The 14632-nt window shown below is 56.8% G+C and carries 18 protein-coding genes; 7 read left to right on the top strand and 11 right to left on the bottom strand.

Annotated features, from left to right (window positions below; all coding sequences use genetic code 11):
• Positions 1-58 precede the first annotated feature (58 nt).
• On the top strand, positions 59-613 hold the full coding sequence (locus J4E42_RS21535; RefSeq protein WP_008036193.1) for a hypothetical protein: 555 nt from the start codon (positions 59-61) through the stop codon (positions 611-613).
• 53 nt (positions 614-666) lie between these two features.
• Here the strand turns inward: J4E42_RS21535 and J4E42_RS21530 are convergent, their stop codons facing one another.
• The 5 genes from J4E42_RS21530 to J4E42_RS21510 are packed head-to-tail and all read right to left on the bottom strand — an operon-like array spanning position 667 to position 5742.
• Positions 667-984 (bottom strand): cytochrome C oxidase subunit IV family protein, encoded by a 318-nt coding sequence (locus tag J4E42_RS21530; protein WP_007988247.1) that lies wholly within the window; start codon positions 982-984, stop codon positions 667-669.
• Between the two features lie 54 nt (positions 985-1038).
• A complete protein-coding gene (locus J4E42_RS21525; protein ID WP_207286107.1) occupies positions 1039-1749 on the bottom strand; it encodes a heme-copper oxidase subunit III family protein in 711 nt (236 codons plus the stop codon).
• Between the two features lie 6 nt (positions 1750-1755).
• The gene (locus J4E42_RS21520; RefSeq protein ID WP_207286106.1) at positions 1756-2448 is read right to left on the bottom strand and encodes a cytochrome c oxidase subunit 3; all 693 of its coding nucleotides are present in this window, start codon (positions 2446-2448) and stop codon (positions 1756-1758) included.
• Positions 2445-4220 (bottom strand): cytochrome c oxidase subunit I, encoded by a 1776-nt coding sequence (ctaD, locus tag J4E42_RS21515; RefSeq protein WP_207286131.1) that lies wholly within the window; start codon positions 4218-4220, stop codon positions 2445-2447. Before ctaD ends, J4E42_RS21520 begins: the two co-directional genes overlap by 4 nt.
• A gap of 43 nt (positions 4221-4263) precedes the next feature.
• Positions 4264-5742: a cytochrome c oxidase subunit II gene (locus J4E42_RS21510; RefSeq protein ID WP_207286105.1), complete on the bottom strand. Its 1479-nt coding sequence runs from the start codon at positions 5740-5742 to the stop codon at positions 4264-4266.
• Positions 5743-6197: 455 nt separating this feature from the next.
• Between J4E42_RS21510 and J4E42_RS21505 the strand changes: the two genes are divergently transcribed.
• From J4E42_RS21505 to J4E42_RS21490, 4 genes are all read left to right on the top strand, one after another.
• Positions 6198-6536 carry a hypothetical protein gene (locus J4E42_RS21505; protein WP_008036183.1) on the top strand — a complete coding sequence of 113 codons (339 nt, stop codon included), beginning with the start codon at positions 6198-6200 and terminating at the stop codon, positions 6534-6536.
• Positions 6537-6858: 322 nt separating this feature from the next.
• Positions 6859-7038 (top strand): type II toxin-antitoxin system HicA family toxin, encoded by a 180-nt coding sequence (locus J4E42_RS21500; RefSeq protein ID WP_007984690.1) that lies wholly within the window; start codon positions 6859-6861, stop codon positions 7036-7038.
• A gap of 37 nt (positions 7039-7075) precedes the next feature.
• A complete protein-coding gene (locus J4E42_RS21495; protein ID WP_008036180.1) occupies positions 7076-7483 on the top strand; it encodes a type II toxin-antitoxin system HicB family antitoxin in 408 nt (135 codons plus the stop codon).
• A 440-nt stretch (positions 7484-7923) separates the two neighbouring features.
• Entirely contained in the window at positions 7924-8190 is a 267-nt protein-coding gene (locus J4E42_RS21490; RefSeq protein ID WP_207286104.1) for a short-chain dehydrogenase, read from the top strand.
• A 298-nt stretch (positions 8191-8488) separates the two neighbouring features.
• On the opposite strand, the gene tam is transcribed toward J4E42_RS21490, so the two are convergent.
• Positions 8489-9259 carry a trans-aconitate 2-methyltransferase gene (gene tam / locus J4E42_RS21485; protein WP_207286103.1) on the bottom strand — a complete coding sequence of 257 codons (771 nt, stop codon included), beginning with the start codon at positions 9257-9259 and terminating at the stop codon, positions 8489-8491.
• 393 nt (positions 9260-9652) lie between these two features.
• Between tam and J4E42_RS21480 the strand changes: the two genes are divergently transcribed.
• Complete coding sequence (locus J4E42_RS21480; protein WP_008036175.1) at positions 9653-10156, top strand: inclusion body family protein; 504 nt, start codon at positions 9653-9655, stop codon at positions 10154-10156.
• A gap of 126 nt (positions 10157-10282) precedes the next feature.
• The gene (locus J4E42_RS21475) at positions 10283-10819 is read left to right on the top strand and encodes an AidA/PixA family protein (RefSeq protein ID WP_207286130.1); all 537 of its coding nucleotides are present in this window, start codon (positions 10283-10285) and stop codon (positions 10817-10819) included.
• A 98-nt stretch (positions 10820-10917) separates the two neighbouring features.
• On the opposite strand, the gene J4E42_RS21470 is transcribed toward J4E42_RS21475, so the two are convergent.
• The 5 genes from J4E42_RS21470 to fos all read right to left on the bottom strand — a co-directional run bounded on the left by J4E42_RS21470 (position 10918) and on the right by fos (position 14329).
• On the bottom strand, positions 10918-11421 hold the full coding sequence (locus J4E42_RS21470) for a DUF4142 domain-containing protein (RefSeq protein WP_207286102.1): 504 nt from the start codon (positions 11419-11421) through the stop codon (positions 10918-10920).
• A gap of 73 nt (positions 11422-11494) precedes the next feature.
• Positions 11495-11653, bottom strand: a complete 159-nt coding sequence (locus J4E42_RS21465; RefSeq protein ID WP_008025734.1) for a KGG domain-containing protein — start codon at positions 11651-11653, stop codon at positions 11495-11497.
• A 118-nt stretch (positions 11654-11771) separates the two neighbouring features.
• Complete coding sequence (locus J4E42_RS21460; RefSeq protein WP_207286101.1) at positions 11772-13121, bottom strand: bifunctional diguanylate cyclase/phosphodiesterase; 1350 nt, start codon at positions 13119-13121, stop codon at positions 11772-11774.
• A gap of 87 nt (positions 13122-13208) precedes the next feature.
• Complete coding sequence (locus J4E42_RS21455; RefSeq protein ID WP_008036165.1) at positions 13209-13847, bottom strand: LysE family translocator; 639 nt, start codon at positions 13845-13847, stop codon at positions 13209-13211.
• 17 nt (positions 13848-13864) lie between these two features.
• Complete coding sequence (gene fos, locus J4E42_RS21450; RefSeq protein WP_207286100.1) at positions 13865-14329, bottom strand: fosfomycin resistance glutathione transferase; 465 nt, start codon at positions 14327-14329, stop codon at positions 13865-13867.
• Positions 14330-14632: the final 303 nt, after the last annotated feature.

Below are 14632 nucleotides of genomic sequence, written 5' to 3'. Positions count from 1 at the left end.
CGGCAAACAGCTGCAAGACAAAGGAGGTCTACGGCAAGCGCGGGATGGGAGGTGTGGCATGAATCGACACTATTACATCAGTGACAATCTCGACGACCTTGAAGCCGTTGAAAATGAACTGGAAGCCAACGGCATCAACTCCGAACAAATCCATGTGCTCAGCGAACATGTGGCTGATGTTGAACAACATCACCTGCACGAGATCAACTCGTTGATGGAGCAGGATGTCGTTCACTCTGGCGAAATCGGTGCGGTGATCGGTTTGCCACTCGCCGCGTTGGTCCTTGGCGGCGCCTACTGGCTGGGCTGGACCGAATCCGTCGCAGGCTGGATGCCTTTTATCTTTCTCGCCGTTGTTATATTCGGCTTCTGCATCTGGGAAGGCGGTTTTTTTGGTATTCAGGTGCCAAACGCTCACTTCCGCAGTTTTAAACAGGTAGTAGAAGAGGGAAAACACATTTTCTTTGTGGACGTCGAGCCGAACCAGGAGCCGGTATTGGACGGGGTTATCGGACACCATCCACTGCTGAAGATCGCCGGTACGGGCACGGCAGCCCCTCACTGGACAGTCGCCTGGCTGCACAGGTGGCATCAGTTCAAACGAACGATATAACGGCATTGGTTGCCGATCAGTCCCCGGAGGCTCAAGGTCGTCCGGGGCGTTTGCTATTGACCGAAGAAAATCACCCGGCTGAGAAACACATAATCCGCCTCGGTGGCCATCAGTCCGACAAGCACCAGCAAACACAACGGTGGCACCAGGATGGCGTAGACCATGGCCAATCGTTCCCAGGCCATGTGCATGAAGATGGAGACGATCAGACCGGCCTTCAGCAACATGAAGGTGATGATCAGGGCCCAGCGAAGGTAGCCGTGGAAGTGAAAGTAATCGACCAGGTACGACAGGGTACTGAGGACGAATAACAGCCCCCAGATTTTCAGGTACAGGCTGATCGGATGTTGCTGACCTTGAGCATGCGCCATCATCAGTGCTCCTCTGCGGATCCTGCTCTCCCCTTCATGAACAGCGTCCCGGACTTACCATAAGTAGAAAAACGCAAAAATAAACACCCACACCAAATCCACGAAGTGCCAGTACAGCCCGGCTATCTCGACGTTTTGATAGTTTCCGGAGCGCTCATAATCTCCCCGCAATACTTTCCTCGCCACAATGCTGAGGTAGAGGGCGCCGATGGACACATGCAGCCCGTGAAAACCGGTAATCATGAAAAAGCTGGCGCCAAATTGCGCCGCTCCCATGGGGTTCCCCCAGGGACGTACCCCTTCTGCAATGAGCTTGCTCCATTCAAATGCCTGCATGCCGACGAAGGTCACGCCCAAGGCAGCGGTCGCCAACATCAGGGCGGTGGTTTTCGCGCGATCACGGCGATAGGCATAGTTCACGGCCATGGCCATGGTGCCGCTGCTGCTGATCAGCACAAACGTCATGATGGCGATCAGAATCAGCGGGATTTCTCGACCGGCGATGGTCAAGGCGAACACTTCACTGGGGTTTGGCCAGGCCGTGGTGATGGTCATGCGAACCGACATGTAGCCGGTCAAGAAACAGGTGAATATAAACGTGTCGCTGAGCAGGAATATCCACATCATCGCCTTGCCCCAAGGCACCTGCTTGAAAGCCTCCTTGTCCGAGGCCCAGTCATTGGCGATGCCTTGCCATCCTGGTGCAGACGGCGAGCCGAGGGGATTGGATGAACTTTCGCCTGGAGCTTGTGGATGCGATGCCATGGCTGATCACCTCAAGCCGCAGAGTCTGGCGATGGCTTCATAAGTCTGTGGCGTGCTGGTCAGCAAAGCGAATAACACAATCCACAGACCCAATAAGTAATGCCAGTAGATGGCACAGAGTTCTACGCTGGCGCTGAGTTGCGGCAACGGCACGCGACTCAGGAACCTGGCGACGGTCCTGCCCCAGGCAAACAACCCGCCCAGCAGGTGGAGCCCGTGCACACCGGTCAACAGGTAGAAGAAGCTATTGGCCGGGTTGCTGGCGACAAAATAGCCCCAGGCGACAAACTGCTGCCAGACCCAGAACTGCCCCGCCAGAAACGCAATTGCAAATACGCCTCCCACTACAAAGCCAATGACCGTTGCGTTCAGCCGGGCCTGGCGAGCGGCCATGCGCGCCCACTGCAACGCGATGCAACTCAACACCAGAAATGCCGAATTCACCCAGAGTTGCCATGGATTGGCTAACGGCGCCAAGGGCTCTGTCAGCGGTAGCCAGTCGGACATTTGTGAACGGGCGATAAAGGCCAGCAGAAAGAGAAAGAACAACGAACTCACCACGACCAGAAACAGGCGCAGGCCCATTTTTGCGGTCTGGTTTCGATTGGCACCTTCAGCAGACTGAATCCCTTCGGGATCACGACTCCAGCTGCCGTTGGGGTCCGCGCCATCGGCGTTTTTCAACAGCAGTCTGTTCATGTTTTAACGTCCGCTGCCCGAGGTCCGGCACTGAGCTGCCGCATCTGTTCCAGCTCCTCGGCGGAGACTGTTTGCGGCACGAAATCCTGTTCGATCCCCGGTACGCTGTAGTCATAGGCCCAACGATGCACGACCGGCAGCTTCGCGCCCCAGTTACCGTGTATCGGCGGAGTGTTCGGCGTTTGCCATTCCAGGCTGGCTGCGCCCCACGGGTTGCCGCCGGCGGGCTTGCCCTTGAAAGTGCTCCAGGCCAGGTTGAGCACAAACAGCAACTGGGAAACGCCGACGGTCAAGGCCACCACCGTAATGAAAGCATTCAACTCTTGCGCCGACTGCGGGATGAACGCGTAGTTGTCATAAGCGTAATAACGGCGCGGCATGCCCTGGAAACCCAGGTAGTGCATGGGGAAGAAGATGGCGTAGGTGCCCAGGAAAGTAATCCAGAAATGCAACTTGCCCAGCGTGTCATTCAACAGGCGCCCGGTGACTTTCGGGAACCAGTGATAAATGCCGCCAAACACCACCAGTACCGGCGCGACGCCCATGACCATATGGAAATGGGCGACGACGAAATAGGTGTCCGAGAGCGGAATGTCCACGATCACATTGCCGAGAAACAACCCGGTCAGGCCACCGACCAGGAAGGTGACGATAAAGGCCAGGGCAAACAGCATCGGCACGGTCAGATGAATGTCGCCGTGCCACAGGGTCAGCACCCAGTTGTAGACCTTCAATGCAGTCGGCACCGCGATGATCAAGGTGGTGACAGCGAAGAAAAAGCCAAAGTACGGGTTCATTCCGCTGACATACATATGGTGCGCCCAGACCACAAAACTAAGCACGCCAATCGCGATAATGGCCCACACCATCATTCGGTAACCGAAGATGTTTTTCCGCGCATGGGTGCTGATCAGGTCCGAGACCAGGCCAAACGCCGGGAGCGCAACGATGTAGACCTCCGGGTGGCCGAAGAACCAGAACAGGTGCTGGAACAAGATGGGGCTGCCCCCTTGATGATCGAGTTGCTGCCCCAGCGAGATGATCGCCGGCATAAAGAAACTGGTGCCCAACAGTTTGTCGAACAGCATCATGACGGCGCTGACAAACAACGCCGGGAACGCCAGCAAGGCCATGATCGAGGCCATGAAGATTCCCCACACCGAGAGCGGCATGCGGAACAACGTCATGCCGTGGGTGCGCGCCTGCAACACCGTGGTGACGTAGTTCAACCCGCCCATGGTGGCGGCAACAATAAAAATCGCCAGAGAGACGAGCATCAGGACGATGCCCCACTCGACTCCCGGTGTCCCCTGAGTAATGGACTGTGGCGGATAGAGCGTCCAGCCCGAACCGGTGGGGCCGCCCGGGACAAAGAAACTAGAGAGCAACACTACGACTGCCAGCAGGTAAAACCAGTAGCTGAGCATGTTGACGTAGGGGAAGACCATGTCGCGGGCGCCCACCATCAGCGGGATCAGATAGTTGCCGAAGCCCCCCAGAAACAAGGCCGTCAGCAAATAAATAACCATGATCATGCCGTGCATGGTCATCGCCTGATAATAAGCACTGGCGTCCATGAACGCCAAACTGCCGGGGAAGCCAATCTGCATGCGCATCAAGCCAGACAGCACCACGGCGATAAGACCCACGAACAGCGCCGTCAAGGAATATTGAACGGCAATGACCTTGTGGTCCTGACTCCAGATGTATTTGGTCAGGAAACTTTTCGGCTCGTGCAGTGCCTCTGTTTCGGCTTGCTCCGCATAGGCCATCACGTCATCCTCCGGCCGAAGTTTCAGTGTGTTTCTGGCGGCTTTACGGCGACTTCCCTGGCTCAGCCTTGCTCGATTCAGCGTCAGCATTCGCTTTGGATTTGATAAAAGCGATCAGGGCGTTCAGCTCCTTGTCGCTCGGCGTGAAGGGCGGCATGACAGCTGCGTAGCCCTTGACGATTTTGGCAGCGGGATTGAGAACCGACTCTTTCAAATAGCCCTCATCGACCTTGATGCTCGTACCGTCGGCAAGGGTTTCTGCCTTGCCATACAGGCCCTGCCAACCGGGGCCGATACCCTTGCTGCCATCGACACTGTGACAGGCCAGACAACCGAGCGACTGCGCCAGCCGCTGTCCCTGTGCCACCAGATCGTCACCTGAGCCCGACACGTCGCCGGTAGACGGTTCTTCGGCTGGCTGCCCGGCACCCAGCGATTTGATCAGGGCGATGAGAGCAGCCAATTCATCATCCTTGAGAGTATAGGCCACCATCACCGGCGGGTAGCCTTGCACCAGGCGGGCCTTCGGATCGAGGATCGACTCTTTGAGGTAAGCCTCATCGACCTGCACGCTGCTGCCATCGGCGAGTTGTTCGGTGCGGCCGTACAAGCCCTTCCATCCCGGGCCGAGACTGGCACTGCCATCCTGGCTATGGCAGGCATGGCAGCCGTATTGCTCGACCAGTTGGCGGCCTTTTTCCAGCACGCTGTCCCGACCGGGCCTGGCGGCCGTGGTCAATGTCTGCGCAAAGGTCGGCTGGCTGCCCAGCCATTGCGCGAAGGCGGCCTGGTCGACCACGATCATATTGCCGCGCATATTGTAATGACCGACGCCGCAATACTCGGCACACAGCACTTCATACTTACCCATGACAGTTGGCGTAAACCAGAAGTACGACACCATTCCCGGCACCATGTCCATCTTGCTGCGAATCTGCGGTATATAAAAATTGTGCAGAACATCTTTGGAGCGCAACAAGACTTTCACCGGTTGATCGACCGGAAGACGAACTTCATTACTTCTGACTATTACATCATCCTGTCCCACAGGGTCCTTGGGATCAAGACCGAGTGGATTGACCGAATCAACAAGCTTGATATCCGACTTCCCCAACTTCCCGTCCTGGCCCGGAAAACGAAAAGCCCATTGCCATTGCTGGGCGACCACCTCAAGTTCATACGCATTTTTGGGCACCCGGATGAAATCGTTATAAACAACAAGACCTGGCGCCAACATCCCGGCAATCCCGATCGACGTCACGACAATCAACCAGAATTCCAAGCGTTTATTTTCTGGCTGGTAGGCGGCCCTGACGCCTTCCTTGTGACGGAAACGCATGACGGCCACCGCCATGAACACGGTGATGGCGATGAAAAATATCCCGCTGATGACCAGCGTGATGAACAGCGTGGTGTCTATTGACCCCCAATTGGAAGCGGGTGGTGCCGCATGCCAGGGCGCTAATAAATGGAAGAGCACGGATGCAATAACGATCAGGACAAGAATAATTGCCATTGCCATTTTGCCTTCTTCCTATTCCTGTCACTCATTGGCATGCATAAGCATCCCCACAGAACAGCAGCGTCTAATCACGACTCATCCGACGCCAAAACAGGCTGATCCAATACCACCTTTCGTCGTGGCAAAGTTCGCTGGAAGTATAGTTCATGGGCGCTACAGACGCTGTTGCTACAAGGCCCGCGCACCTGGATATTCCAACCTGGGCATCAAGCTGATTACTTAAAATCCATTCGCTATATCTAACTGTCTCTATTCAGTAACACCCCTTCAGACTAATCAGGCGCGCAGAGACATCGAGTAAGCGAAACGCGGTGGCCAGCTATAATTAGTATCTGTGTTACGCAGGCAGGGATCGGCTGAAAATGCCACTGAAGACGGTCCTTGTCGGGTATAGCGGTCAGACCCATGACGGCTAAGAGCTACAACGTCCAGCCGTCCACAACGGAGATTTCGTCATGAGTGCCTTGACGATCGAAGGCTGGTGCAAATTCAACGGCGCACAAAAATCGACCCCCATAGGTGAAATCCATTTTTACGTCGATGGCCCCCTCCACCGGGGCCTGGAGGAGGCTGAAGAACGCTTGCAGGAGACCCATGAAAAGGAAGCCATGGTTGACGTCGACATGAGCACACTGGAGTTGATCTTGCCAGGGGGCTACGGGCCTTTGTCCGACTGCCAGATGCGCGTCTATATCCACAACGAGCGCGGTCAGTTTCATCTGGTGGGACATCGAGCGAGTGATGGCTGCCTGATCTACAGCAACGCGGTTTTGGTTGATCAGTTGATTGATTAGCGGCTAAGGGATTTTCGGTTCTCAAATGCGCGAAAGGGGCGGACGGAAAGAGTGGCGTCTGCCCTGTTTCAAAAACCGGCTTTGATAGCCGGTTTTTTATGCTTGGAGATTGAGCTACGCAAGCGCTTCGGTTGGGCTGGCAAAACCCCGCAATATAGAAAATGCCTCATTTAAGGCCATCTCCACCCCCTATCCTCGCGCCCTCCTAGACTCGTTTCTTACCACCTGTCCATCGATGCCCGAGAAGGCTCAGTGGTTATAGTGTTGATCATAAAAATTCAGTAGGTATAGTAACCACCTAAGCACACCACACGGAGGTGATGTGAATAGCCGATTTTTGATAAGCCAAATCGTTGCGGATGGCTGGTATCTGGTTCGAATCAGGGGTAGCCATCATCACTTCAAGCACCCGACCAAACCGGGGCTGGTGACAGTTCCTCATCCGAAAAAGGACCTGCTCAAAAAAACGGCAATCAGTATTTTGCAACAGGCGCTGCTCTGACGATCTCAATGCGCGGCGTCCCTGGAGGACAATGAACATGCTTTACCCAATTGCGATTTCAATGGGCGATGACGAACACGCTTGGGGCGTGGAGGTACCGGATATTCCGGGGTGTTTCTCTGCGGGTGAGGATCTTGATGATGCGATGGCCATGGCTCGCGAAGCCATTGAGGGCCATTTCGAAATTCTTGCCGAGGACGGTTCACCGATTCCACCCGCGAACAAAGTCACTCTGCACGCGGCCAATCCTCAGTACGCTGGTTGTACATGGGCGGTGGTGGATATCGATGTTACCAAGTACTTGGGCAAAGCCCAGAAGCTGAACATTACCCTGCCGGGCTACCTTCTCAACCGCATCGACGAATACGTACTGCATCATCCGGAAGAGAAAAGCCGCTCAGGTTTTCTGGCTTCGGCAGCTCTCAAGGTATTGCAGCAGAGCTGAAGATCTTGTTTCAAACATGCTCAACCGGCCCCAAGTGGCCGGTTTTTTTGTGGGCGGGATATAGTGAAACGTTGATTGCGATTGCCCCTTACTGATGGCCCTAAAGTGGCCAATAGCTGAATAGGCAAGGTCCTACACGACTCTGGGAATTGTCCGTAGACTTGTCCATTGCTGTGCCTTTGTCATGAGACCTATAGTCCGAACGCGCCCAAATGGCGTATCGGGTTTGGCGACTCGATAGCAAGGTACAGAAACCTCCGAGCCCGCTCGGAGCTTTTCTGAACGCACGCGGCTATCTGTTTTTTGGTGGCTGTGCGTGGGAGACCTTCGGGTCTGCCGGTTTGTGCCTTGTCCGGTTCGCCAACCCGCGTACAGCTGCCACCCTTTGTTTGGCGACAACGAGTGGTAGGAGACATAACTTCACTTCAAGGTAACCACTCATGAATGACTACATGGCTTTAACCAGCAACGCCGACGACCTCCCCACGTTCTACGTCAACACCACCCAACCACTGCATTCCCTACTCAGCTCCGCCCGCTACAGAATCGGCGCGGTAACGCAGGTCCTGGAAAACCTCGCGATGCGTGGTGAAATCATCACCGACTCGGTGATTCTCAGCGTCTTCGCACTGCTCTGCTCCATACCGCTACGCGATGGCTGCGATGTGATGGATGTCATTGCGCGACGTATGGATACGGAAAAGTAGTGCCGTGATTTGAGGGCGTCTTTCGAGGCGCTCTCCGCATTTAACCGCCCCACGTATAGTTTCCGTATAGATCCCCACCAGTCAGTAAAGAAGCCGTAGCGCCCCCTCAAACCCGACAAAAAACCACCTACCCTGCCCTCTCACCTTTCACGCAGAGATCAGCATGGACAATTCAGAGTTGGGGCTCATGATCATTTCAATGATCGGGTTATTCGGCTTTGCGTCGTTTCTTTTCGATTACTTGAGCACCAAGCGAAGGGACAGATGACGTTCAGCGTTATCCGTCCCTTTTCCGCACTTAGCGGGTGGCGACGATGAACAATCGCGGGAATGGCAGCAGCACCGAACCATCGCTCAGCGTCGGGTACGCCTGTTCGATAGCGGTGTGATATTGCTTGAGGTATTGCGCCTTTTCCGCGTCATCCAGCGGTTCGAGAAACGGCCGCAAGCCGCTGCCCTTGAACCACTCGACCACGCCCGACGCACCGCCCGCCAGCGGATGATGGTAGGTGGTGCGCCACACATCGACGCGCGCGCAGTGCGGTCGCAGCATCGAGTAATAGTCGCTGGCACTGGCCATTTCCGTGCGTTGCCCGGCGGCGTCCGCCAATTTGCTGGCCCACGGGCCATCGGCAGCGACTTCGCGCATCAGGCGATGGGACGGTTCGTTGAGGTTGTCGGGCATCTGAATCGCCAGGCTGCCACCGGGAGAAAGCTTGCTCACCAGAGCCGGCAGCAAATTCGCGTGATCGGGCAGCCACTGCAACACCGCGTTGGCGAAGATCACGTCGAACGGACCGCTCTCGTTCCAGGTGCCGATATCCACGGTGTCGAACTGCACCTGCGGCAAGCGCTTGCGGGCGGCTTCGATCATGTCGGTCGAACTGTCGACGCCGCGCACCGTGGCGCTGGTGAAGCGTTCCAGCAACAGCTCGGTCGAGTTGCCGGGGCCGCAACCGATGTCGATGGCCGAGCGTGCTTCAACGGGCGGGATCGCCGCGAGCAGATCCCGGGCCGGGCGCGTGCGTTCATCTTCAAAAGCGACGTATTGCTTGGCGGACCAACTCATTGCGTTCTCCTGTCGAATCGTTGTCCGGGCCTTGGCCGACAACCGGTTCGCTACGATACCTCGCCCCACGCCCCCCTCCCTATCCGACTTTTGGATGTTCGAAGGATATGCAGGTCGTTTCTTATCGCCAAATGATCAGAATTCATAACCAGATCGACCGTTCGTCGAGCTATCAGCAAAGCAGTTTTGACAGCCTGAATTTCACTTCTATAGTCCAATCGCGGCCCGTCGGAAGGAACCCGAACCCGTTGGTTTGTACTCAAGGAGCAAGGCCAGCTCATGCCCGTGACAGGTGGGTTCCGTCCGTAGTGTTTGCGCAACGACCGCAAGGCAAGCAAGCGTTGTTGAGCCTGGAAAGATGCCAGGCATTCACTATGAACAAGGAGTTTCACTATGTCTCGAGTCACGGATGTACTGGTTTCCATCGACACCGAAACCATTCTGAAAAACTACCCGAACATCAGCAAAAACCCTGCTGCGCCGACACTGATCGACGTCAATCACGTGTACATGGTGACCAACCAGAACAACGTGGTGAGCGGCCAGGCCGGTGGCGAACTCAACTTGAAAGCCCAGGTGGGCGACCTGATTCGCTGGCGTGAAACCAGCCTGTCGCAGAGCTTCGAGACCGCGGTGATTTTCTATAAATTCATCGGCAATGTCGGCCTTGACTTGATCTCCACACCCACGCCACGCAAGGCTACTGCCTGCGTAGCCGTGCCCAACACCAGCAATCCATCAGTGCCCAGCTGCCAGAAAGTCGATAACCATTACTGGTCTTCGGAAACCCTGTCCAGCGGCAGCGTGACCTATCACTTCCACTTCCTGATCGTGGATCGCGAGTGCAAGATCGTCGGCTGCTGTTCGTGGGACCCGTTCATCACCATCCGCAACTGACGAGCGTCAGGCCCCTTGGCAACGAGGGGCTTTTGCTGACTGCGTTGCCGCCTCGACAGGAACGGAATGCCTTGCATAAACCGAAGCGGCTGCCGTCAAGTGTCACCATCATGAAAGGAATCCATGATGACTTCCGAACCGATCAAATCTCCTTCCTCAAGCGTCGCGACTGCCAACAATGTGTTGCTGATCGTCGATGCCGAATCACTGCTTTTGCGCTACCCGAACCCGAGTCTTGAGGCGGAAAATCCGACACCCATTTCCGATGGATTCGTCTTCAGCATCAACGGATCACCAGCATCACAAAGTACAACAAATGACAGCCTGATCACGTTGACCGCTGGCAGCGATGCGACTTTCCATATCCGTGGAAGAACCGTCAGCTTGCTCGCTGAGCACAGCGTAGTGTTTTACGAGATGTCTGTGGGTGATGCCGGCGTATTATCGACGCCGGAACTGGTGGTGCGGGGCGACCTGACAGTGCCGGCACCCGACACTGAAAACCCGACTGAACCGGGTACTCACCAAGCCGATGATCATTATTGGGCATGCACCCGACTCGCCGCCGGAGTTGAGGCGTGTGAGCTGCATTTCATGCTGGTTGATAAAAACTGCGAGGCATTGGGGTATTTCAGTTGGGCGGTTGAAATAAGGGTGCCCTGATCTGTAGGAGCCGGCTTGCTGGCGATGGCATCACCGCGGTTAATCAGCCACACCGCGTTGTCCGGATCGCCAGCAAGCCGGCTCCTACAGAAAGCGCGTCAGCAATCTGCTTGCAGCGCCCTGGCCATTTGCAGGTGGTTCTGCAGTTTGGGCAGGGTTTCTTCAGCGAAGGCTTTGATTTCCGGTACGTCGGTGGTCTGCGCCTCCTGCTCCAGTTGTTCGATGGCTTCCTGCGTGGTTTTCACCTGGCTCGCGGCGTATGCCTGATCAAAAGAATCGCGCTCCTGCACTTGCGGCATCAAGGCTTTGGCCTTGTCGACCACCTCTTCCCGTGGCGCTACCGGCAGATCCAGTTGCCTGGCGATTTTCGCCAGGTGCTGGTTCGCAGTGGTGCGGTCGTTGATGACGATGATGGTGAAGTCCTTGATCTCTTTGGATTCGGATTTCTGGTGCGCCAGGCGACTGGCTTCGATGTCGGCCATGCCTTTGGCCGAGGCATCGTTGATGAATTCGGTGGGTGACTGGGCAAAGGCACTGCTGGCACACAGGCCCAGTAACGTGGCAAATCCGGTGCTGCATAATCGGGTGGCCATCTGGCTCATGGTCGCGCCCTCCTCTCTATAAATTCAAACGGGAGCTTTCGCTCCCGCCTCTCAATCAAAACCACTTTCACCACTACTTGGATTTCTGGCCACCTTTGCGGCCCATGTCAGGTTTCAAAGGTTCTTTATCGACAGTCGTGGTGGTCGTTTTCCCACCTTTGCGACCGGCTTCAGACGCCTTCGTTCGATCGTTGGCGAAACTTCCCGAGTTCGAGTTTCTTGAGTTAGGCATGATTCTCTACCTCTTGGTGATGATCGCAGCGAGCAGGAGCCCGCATAGGATCTGAATTTCCATCACCGCAAAGGTTTAAAAAAAAACGGGATCGACGCGACGAACGGTGCCGTGGTTTTCAGGCCCCGAGTCGCAGGTGATGCTGGCGTTTGGCTGTGTACATCGCCTCGTCGGCATGGCGGAACAATTGCTTTTCTTCCGTGCCATGCTCGGGAAAATGCGCGACGCCGATGCTCAATTGAATGTTCAGGCTGTGCCCATCCAGCCGCAGCGGTTGCGCCAGGATATGACGGATTTTGCCCGCCACGCTGTCGGCATCTTCCGAGGCCTGAATGGTGTGCAGCAGCACCACGAACTCATCGCCGCCGATGCGCGCCACGGTGTCGGTTTCCCGCACGCAGCCTTTCAGACGATTGGCGACCGCTTGCAGCAGCATGTCGCCGACTGCATGGCCGTGGGTGTCGTTGACTTCCTTGAAGCGGTCGAGGTCGACGTACAACAGCGCCATGCGCCCGCTTTCCGACTTGGCCAGTGCCAGTGAGGCTTTCAGCCGGTCCCGGAGCAACTCGCGATTGGGCAGTTGGGTCAGTTGATCGTATTGGGCCATGCGCTGCAGCCGGGCGTGCAACTGCTTGCGCTCGATGGCGGTGGCGACCTGGGCACACACGTACTGCAACAGTTCCTTGTCTTGCTCGGTGTAGCGCTCGCCGCCCGCCACACTTTTGACGATCAGCGCGCCGATGGTGCCTTTCTGGGAGTTCAACGGCACGCCCAGCCAGCATGGCGAATGCTGGCCCGTGACCAGCGCCTCGAATCCTGCGGGGGTGTTTTCCTGATTCGGGGTCAGCAGGATCGGTTGACCGCTGCGGATAACTTCGGCACACAAGCGTCCGGTCACCGTTCCAGGCTGTTCGGGTTGCTGCTCGTTGTCGTCGACGTGGTAAGGGAAATTGAGCTGCGCGCAATGCTCGTCATACAGCGCCACGGAGAAGTTCAGCGCCGGCAGCCATTCACCGATGATCAGGTGGATGCGTTTGAACAACGCCAACAAATCCTCCGCCGCGTGGGCCGCTTCGGAGATCGCGTACAGCGCCGCTTGTCGGGACTCGGCCTGCTTGCGTTCGGTGATGTCACGGGCCACGGCGATGCGCAGTTGATCGACTTCCGACCAGCGTGCGGACCACAGGATATGCACCACCCGGCCATCCTTGCGCACGTAGCGGTTTTCGAAGTTGAGTTTGGGGTCGCCGCCCATGATCTCCCGCGCGGCGTCGAGGGTGCGCTGGCGGTCGGCGGGATGCACCAGTTCGATCATCGGCTGGCCGACCAACTCGTCAGGCGTGTAGCCGAAAATGCGCTCGCAGGCCGCGCTGACAAAAACAAAGCGACCCTGTTTATCGACCGCGCAAACGGCGTCCAGCAGTAGATCGATGTAACTCGCCGACGGCGCGGAATTTCTGGTTGCCATGGTGCAGAGAGCATGTCCGAACAATGCAGCAATAAAGAACCATCCCTGACCAGTGATGATGCCGCTGACGCGTCCCTGCGATCAGTTTCAAGCCTTGTTCGGCATCAGCCCCGGCAAGGCATGCACCAGGGCGTTGATGGCGAAACCGATAAACATCACCCCGCACAACCGGGTGATCGCCAGTTCATGCCGTTGATACAGGCTGCGCACCTGCCGTGCACCGACGATGCCAATGAGGATAGCGTAGGCGATCAAACCGCCAACGAAGCTCAGAACGATCAGCCAGGGCAACATCGACCAATGCAGCAGTTCCGCACGGCTGGACAGCAACGCCGTAAAAGTCGCCACCGCGACCGGATAGGCTTTGGGATTGGTCAGACCGAACAGAATGCCGTGCCAGAACGGCTGCCGCGCCGGGCCTTGCGGCGCTTCGGCGCTGCTGCGTTTGGCCCGCACCGCGCGCAAACCGAGCCAGAACAGATAGAGCCCGCTGAGCACGCCCAACACGTCAAACGCGGTGCTGCCGATTTCCCGCGCACCGACAATCGCGATCAGCGCGGTGCTGCACCAAACCACGTCCCCGAGCAAATGCCCGCACAAAAACCCTGCCCCTGCCCTTCGCCCACGCGCTGCACCAATACCGAACACCGCCAAAACGCCGGGCCCGGGCGTGATGCCGTAGATAAAGCCCGAGGCGAGAACGGCCATTAACAGCGATGGGGTCATCGGGAAATCCTTTTGTACTATCCGGTGAATGGGCGCAAGTCTATATCAGGTCCCGAGGAATCGACTGACTGATCGTCGAAGAACTTCATTCCTGCGTACGGCCGCTGACGACAGGCTGCCAATCGCGACGCCAGGTCGCCGACATGGGCTTCGAGCTTGTGGCTGTCGGGGTCTAGGAAGTAGAAGGACGCACCTTCGCTGCGGTTATCGCGCCATTCGCGGACGTTGGCGGCACGAAGGCGCTCAACGAATGGCAGGAAGCCGGATGCGCTGATGCTGAAGGCGTAATGGGTGTAGTCGGTGGCGGGTTCAGTGTTGCGCAGGGGATCGAGGGAAAGGCACAACCACAGGCCGGGTAGCGAGAGATAGGCGCCGGAGTCCCATGTGGCGCTTAGCTGAAGTTGCAAGAGGTCGTGATAGAACGCCACGCTGCGGTTCAGGTCGGTGACGGCGAGGGTCAGGTGGTTGAGGCCGGTTAGCAATCTGATTACCTCGAACGTCGGAAGATAGGCTGTGCAATATCTCCTCCTCAATCCGCTCATACAACCCGTTCAACGCCTGATTCAGGACCAGATCCCTTGTATGAGCGACCGGACAGCGTTCCGTTTACCAGTGATAGCGGTCTGAGATTGCAATGCCGATTTCGAGGGCCCCATCGCCAGCAAGCCGGCTCCTACAGGGTTGTGCGTGTTTTGGGAGCGATCATTACTGCCTGCACGCCGCGGTCTTGTAGGAGCTGGCTTGCCAGCGATGGCGGTCTGAAGTTGCAATGCGGTTTTCGAGGG

The organism is Pseudomonas sp. FW300-N2A2, from assembly GCF_017351735.1.
GTDB lineage: Bacteria > Pseudomonadota > Gammaproteobacteria > Pseudomonadales > Pseudomonadaceae > Aquipseudomonas > Aquipseudomonas migulae.
The sequence above is the reverse complement of the archived record's forward strand: the minus strand, read 5'-3'. Positions and strand labels throughout refer to the sequence as shown.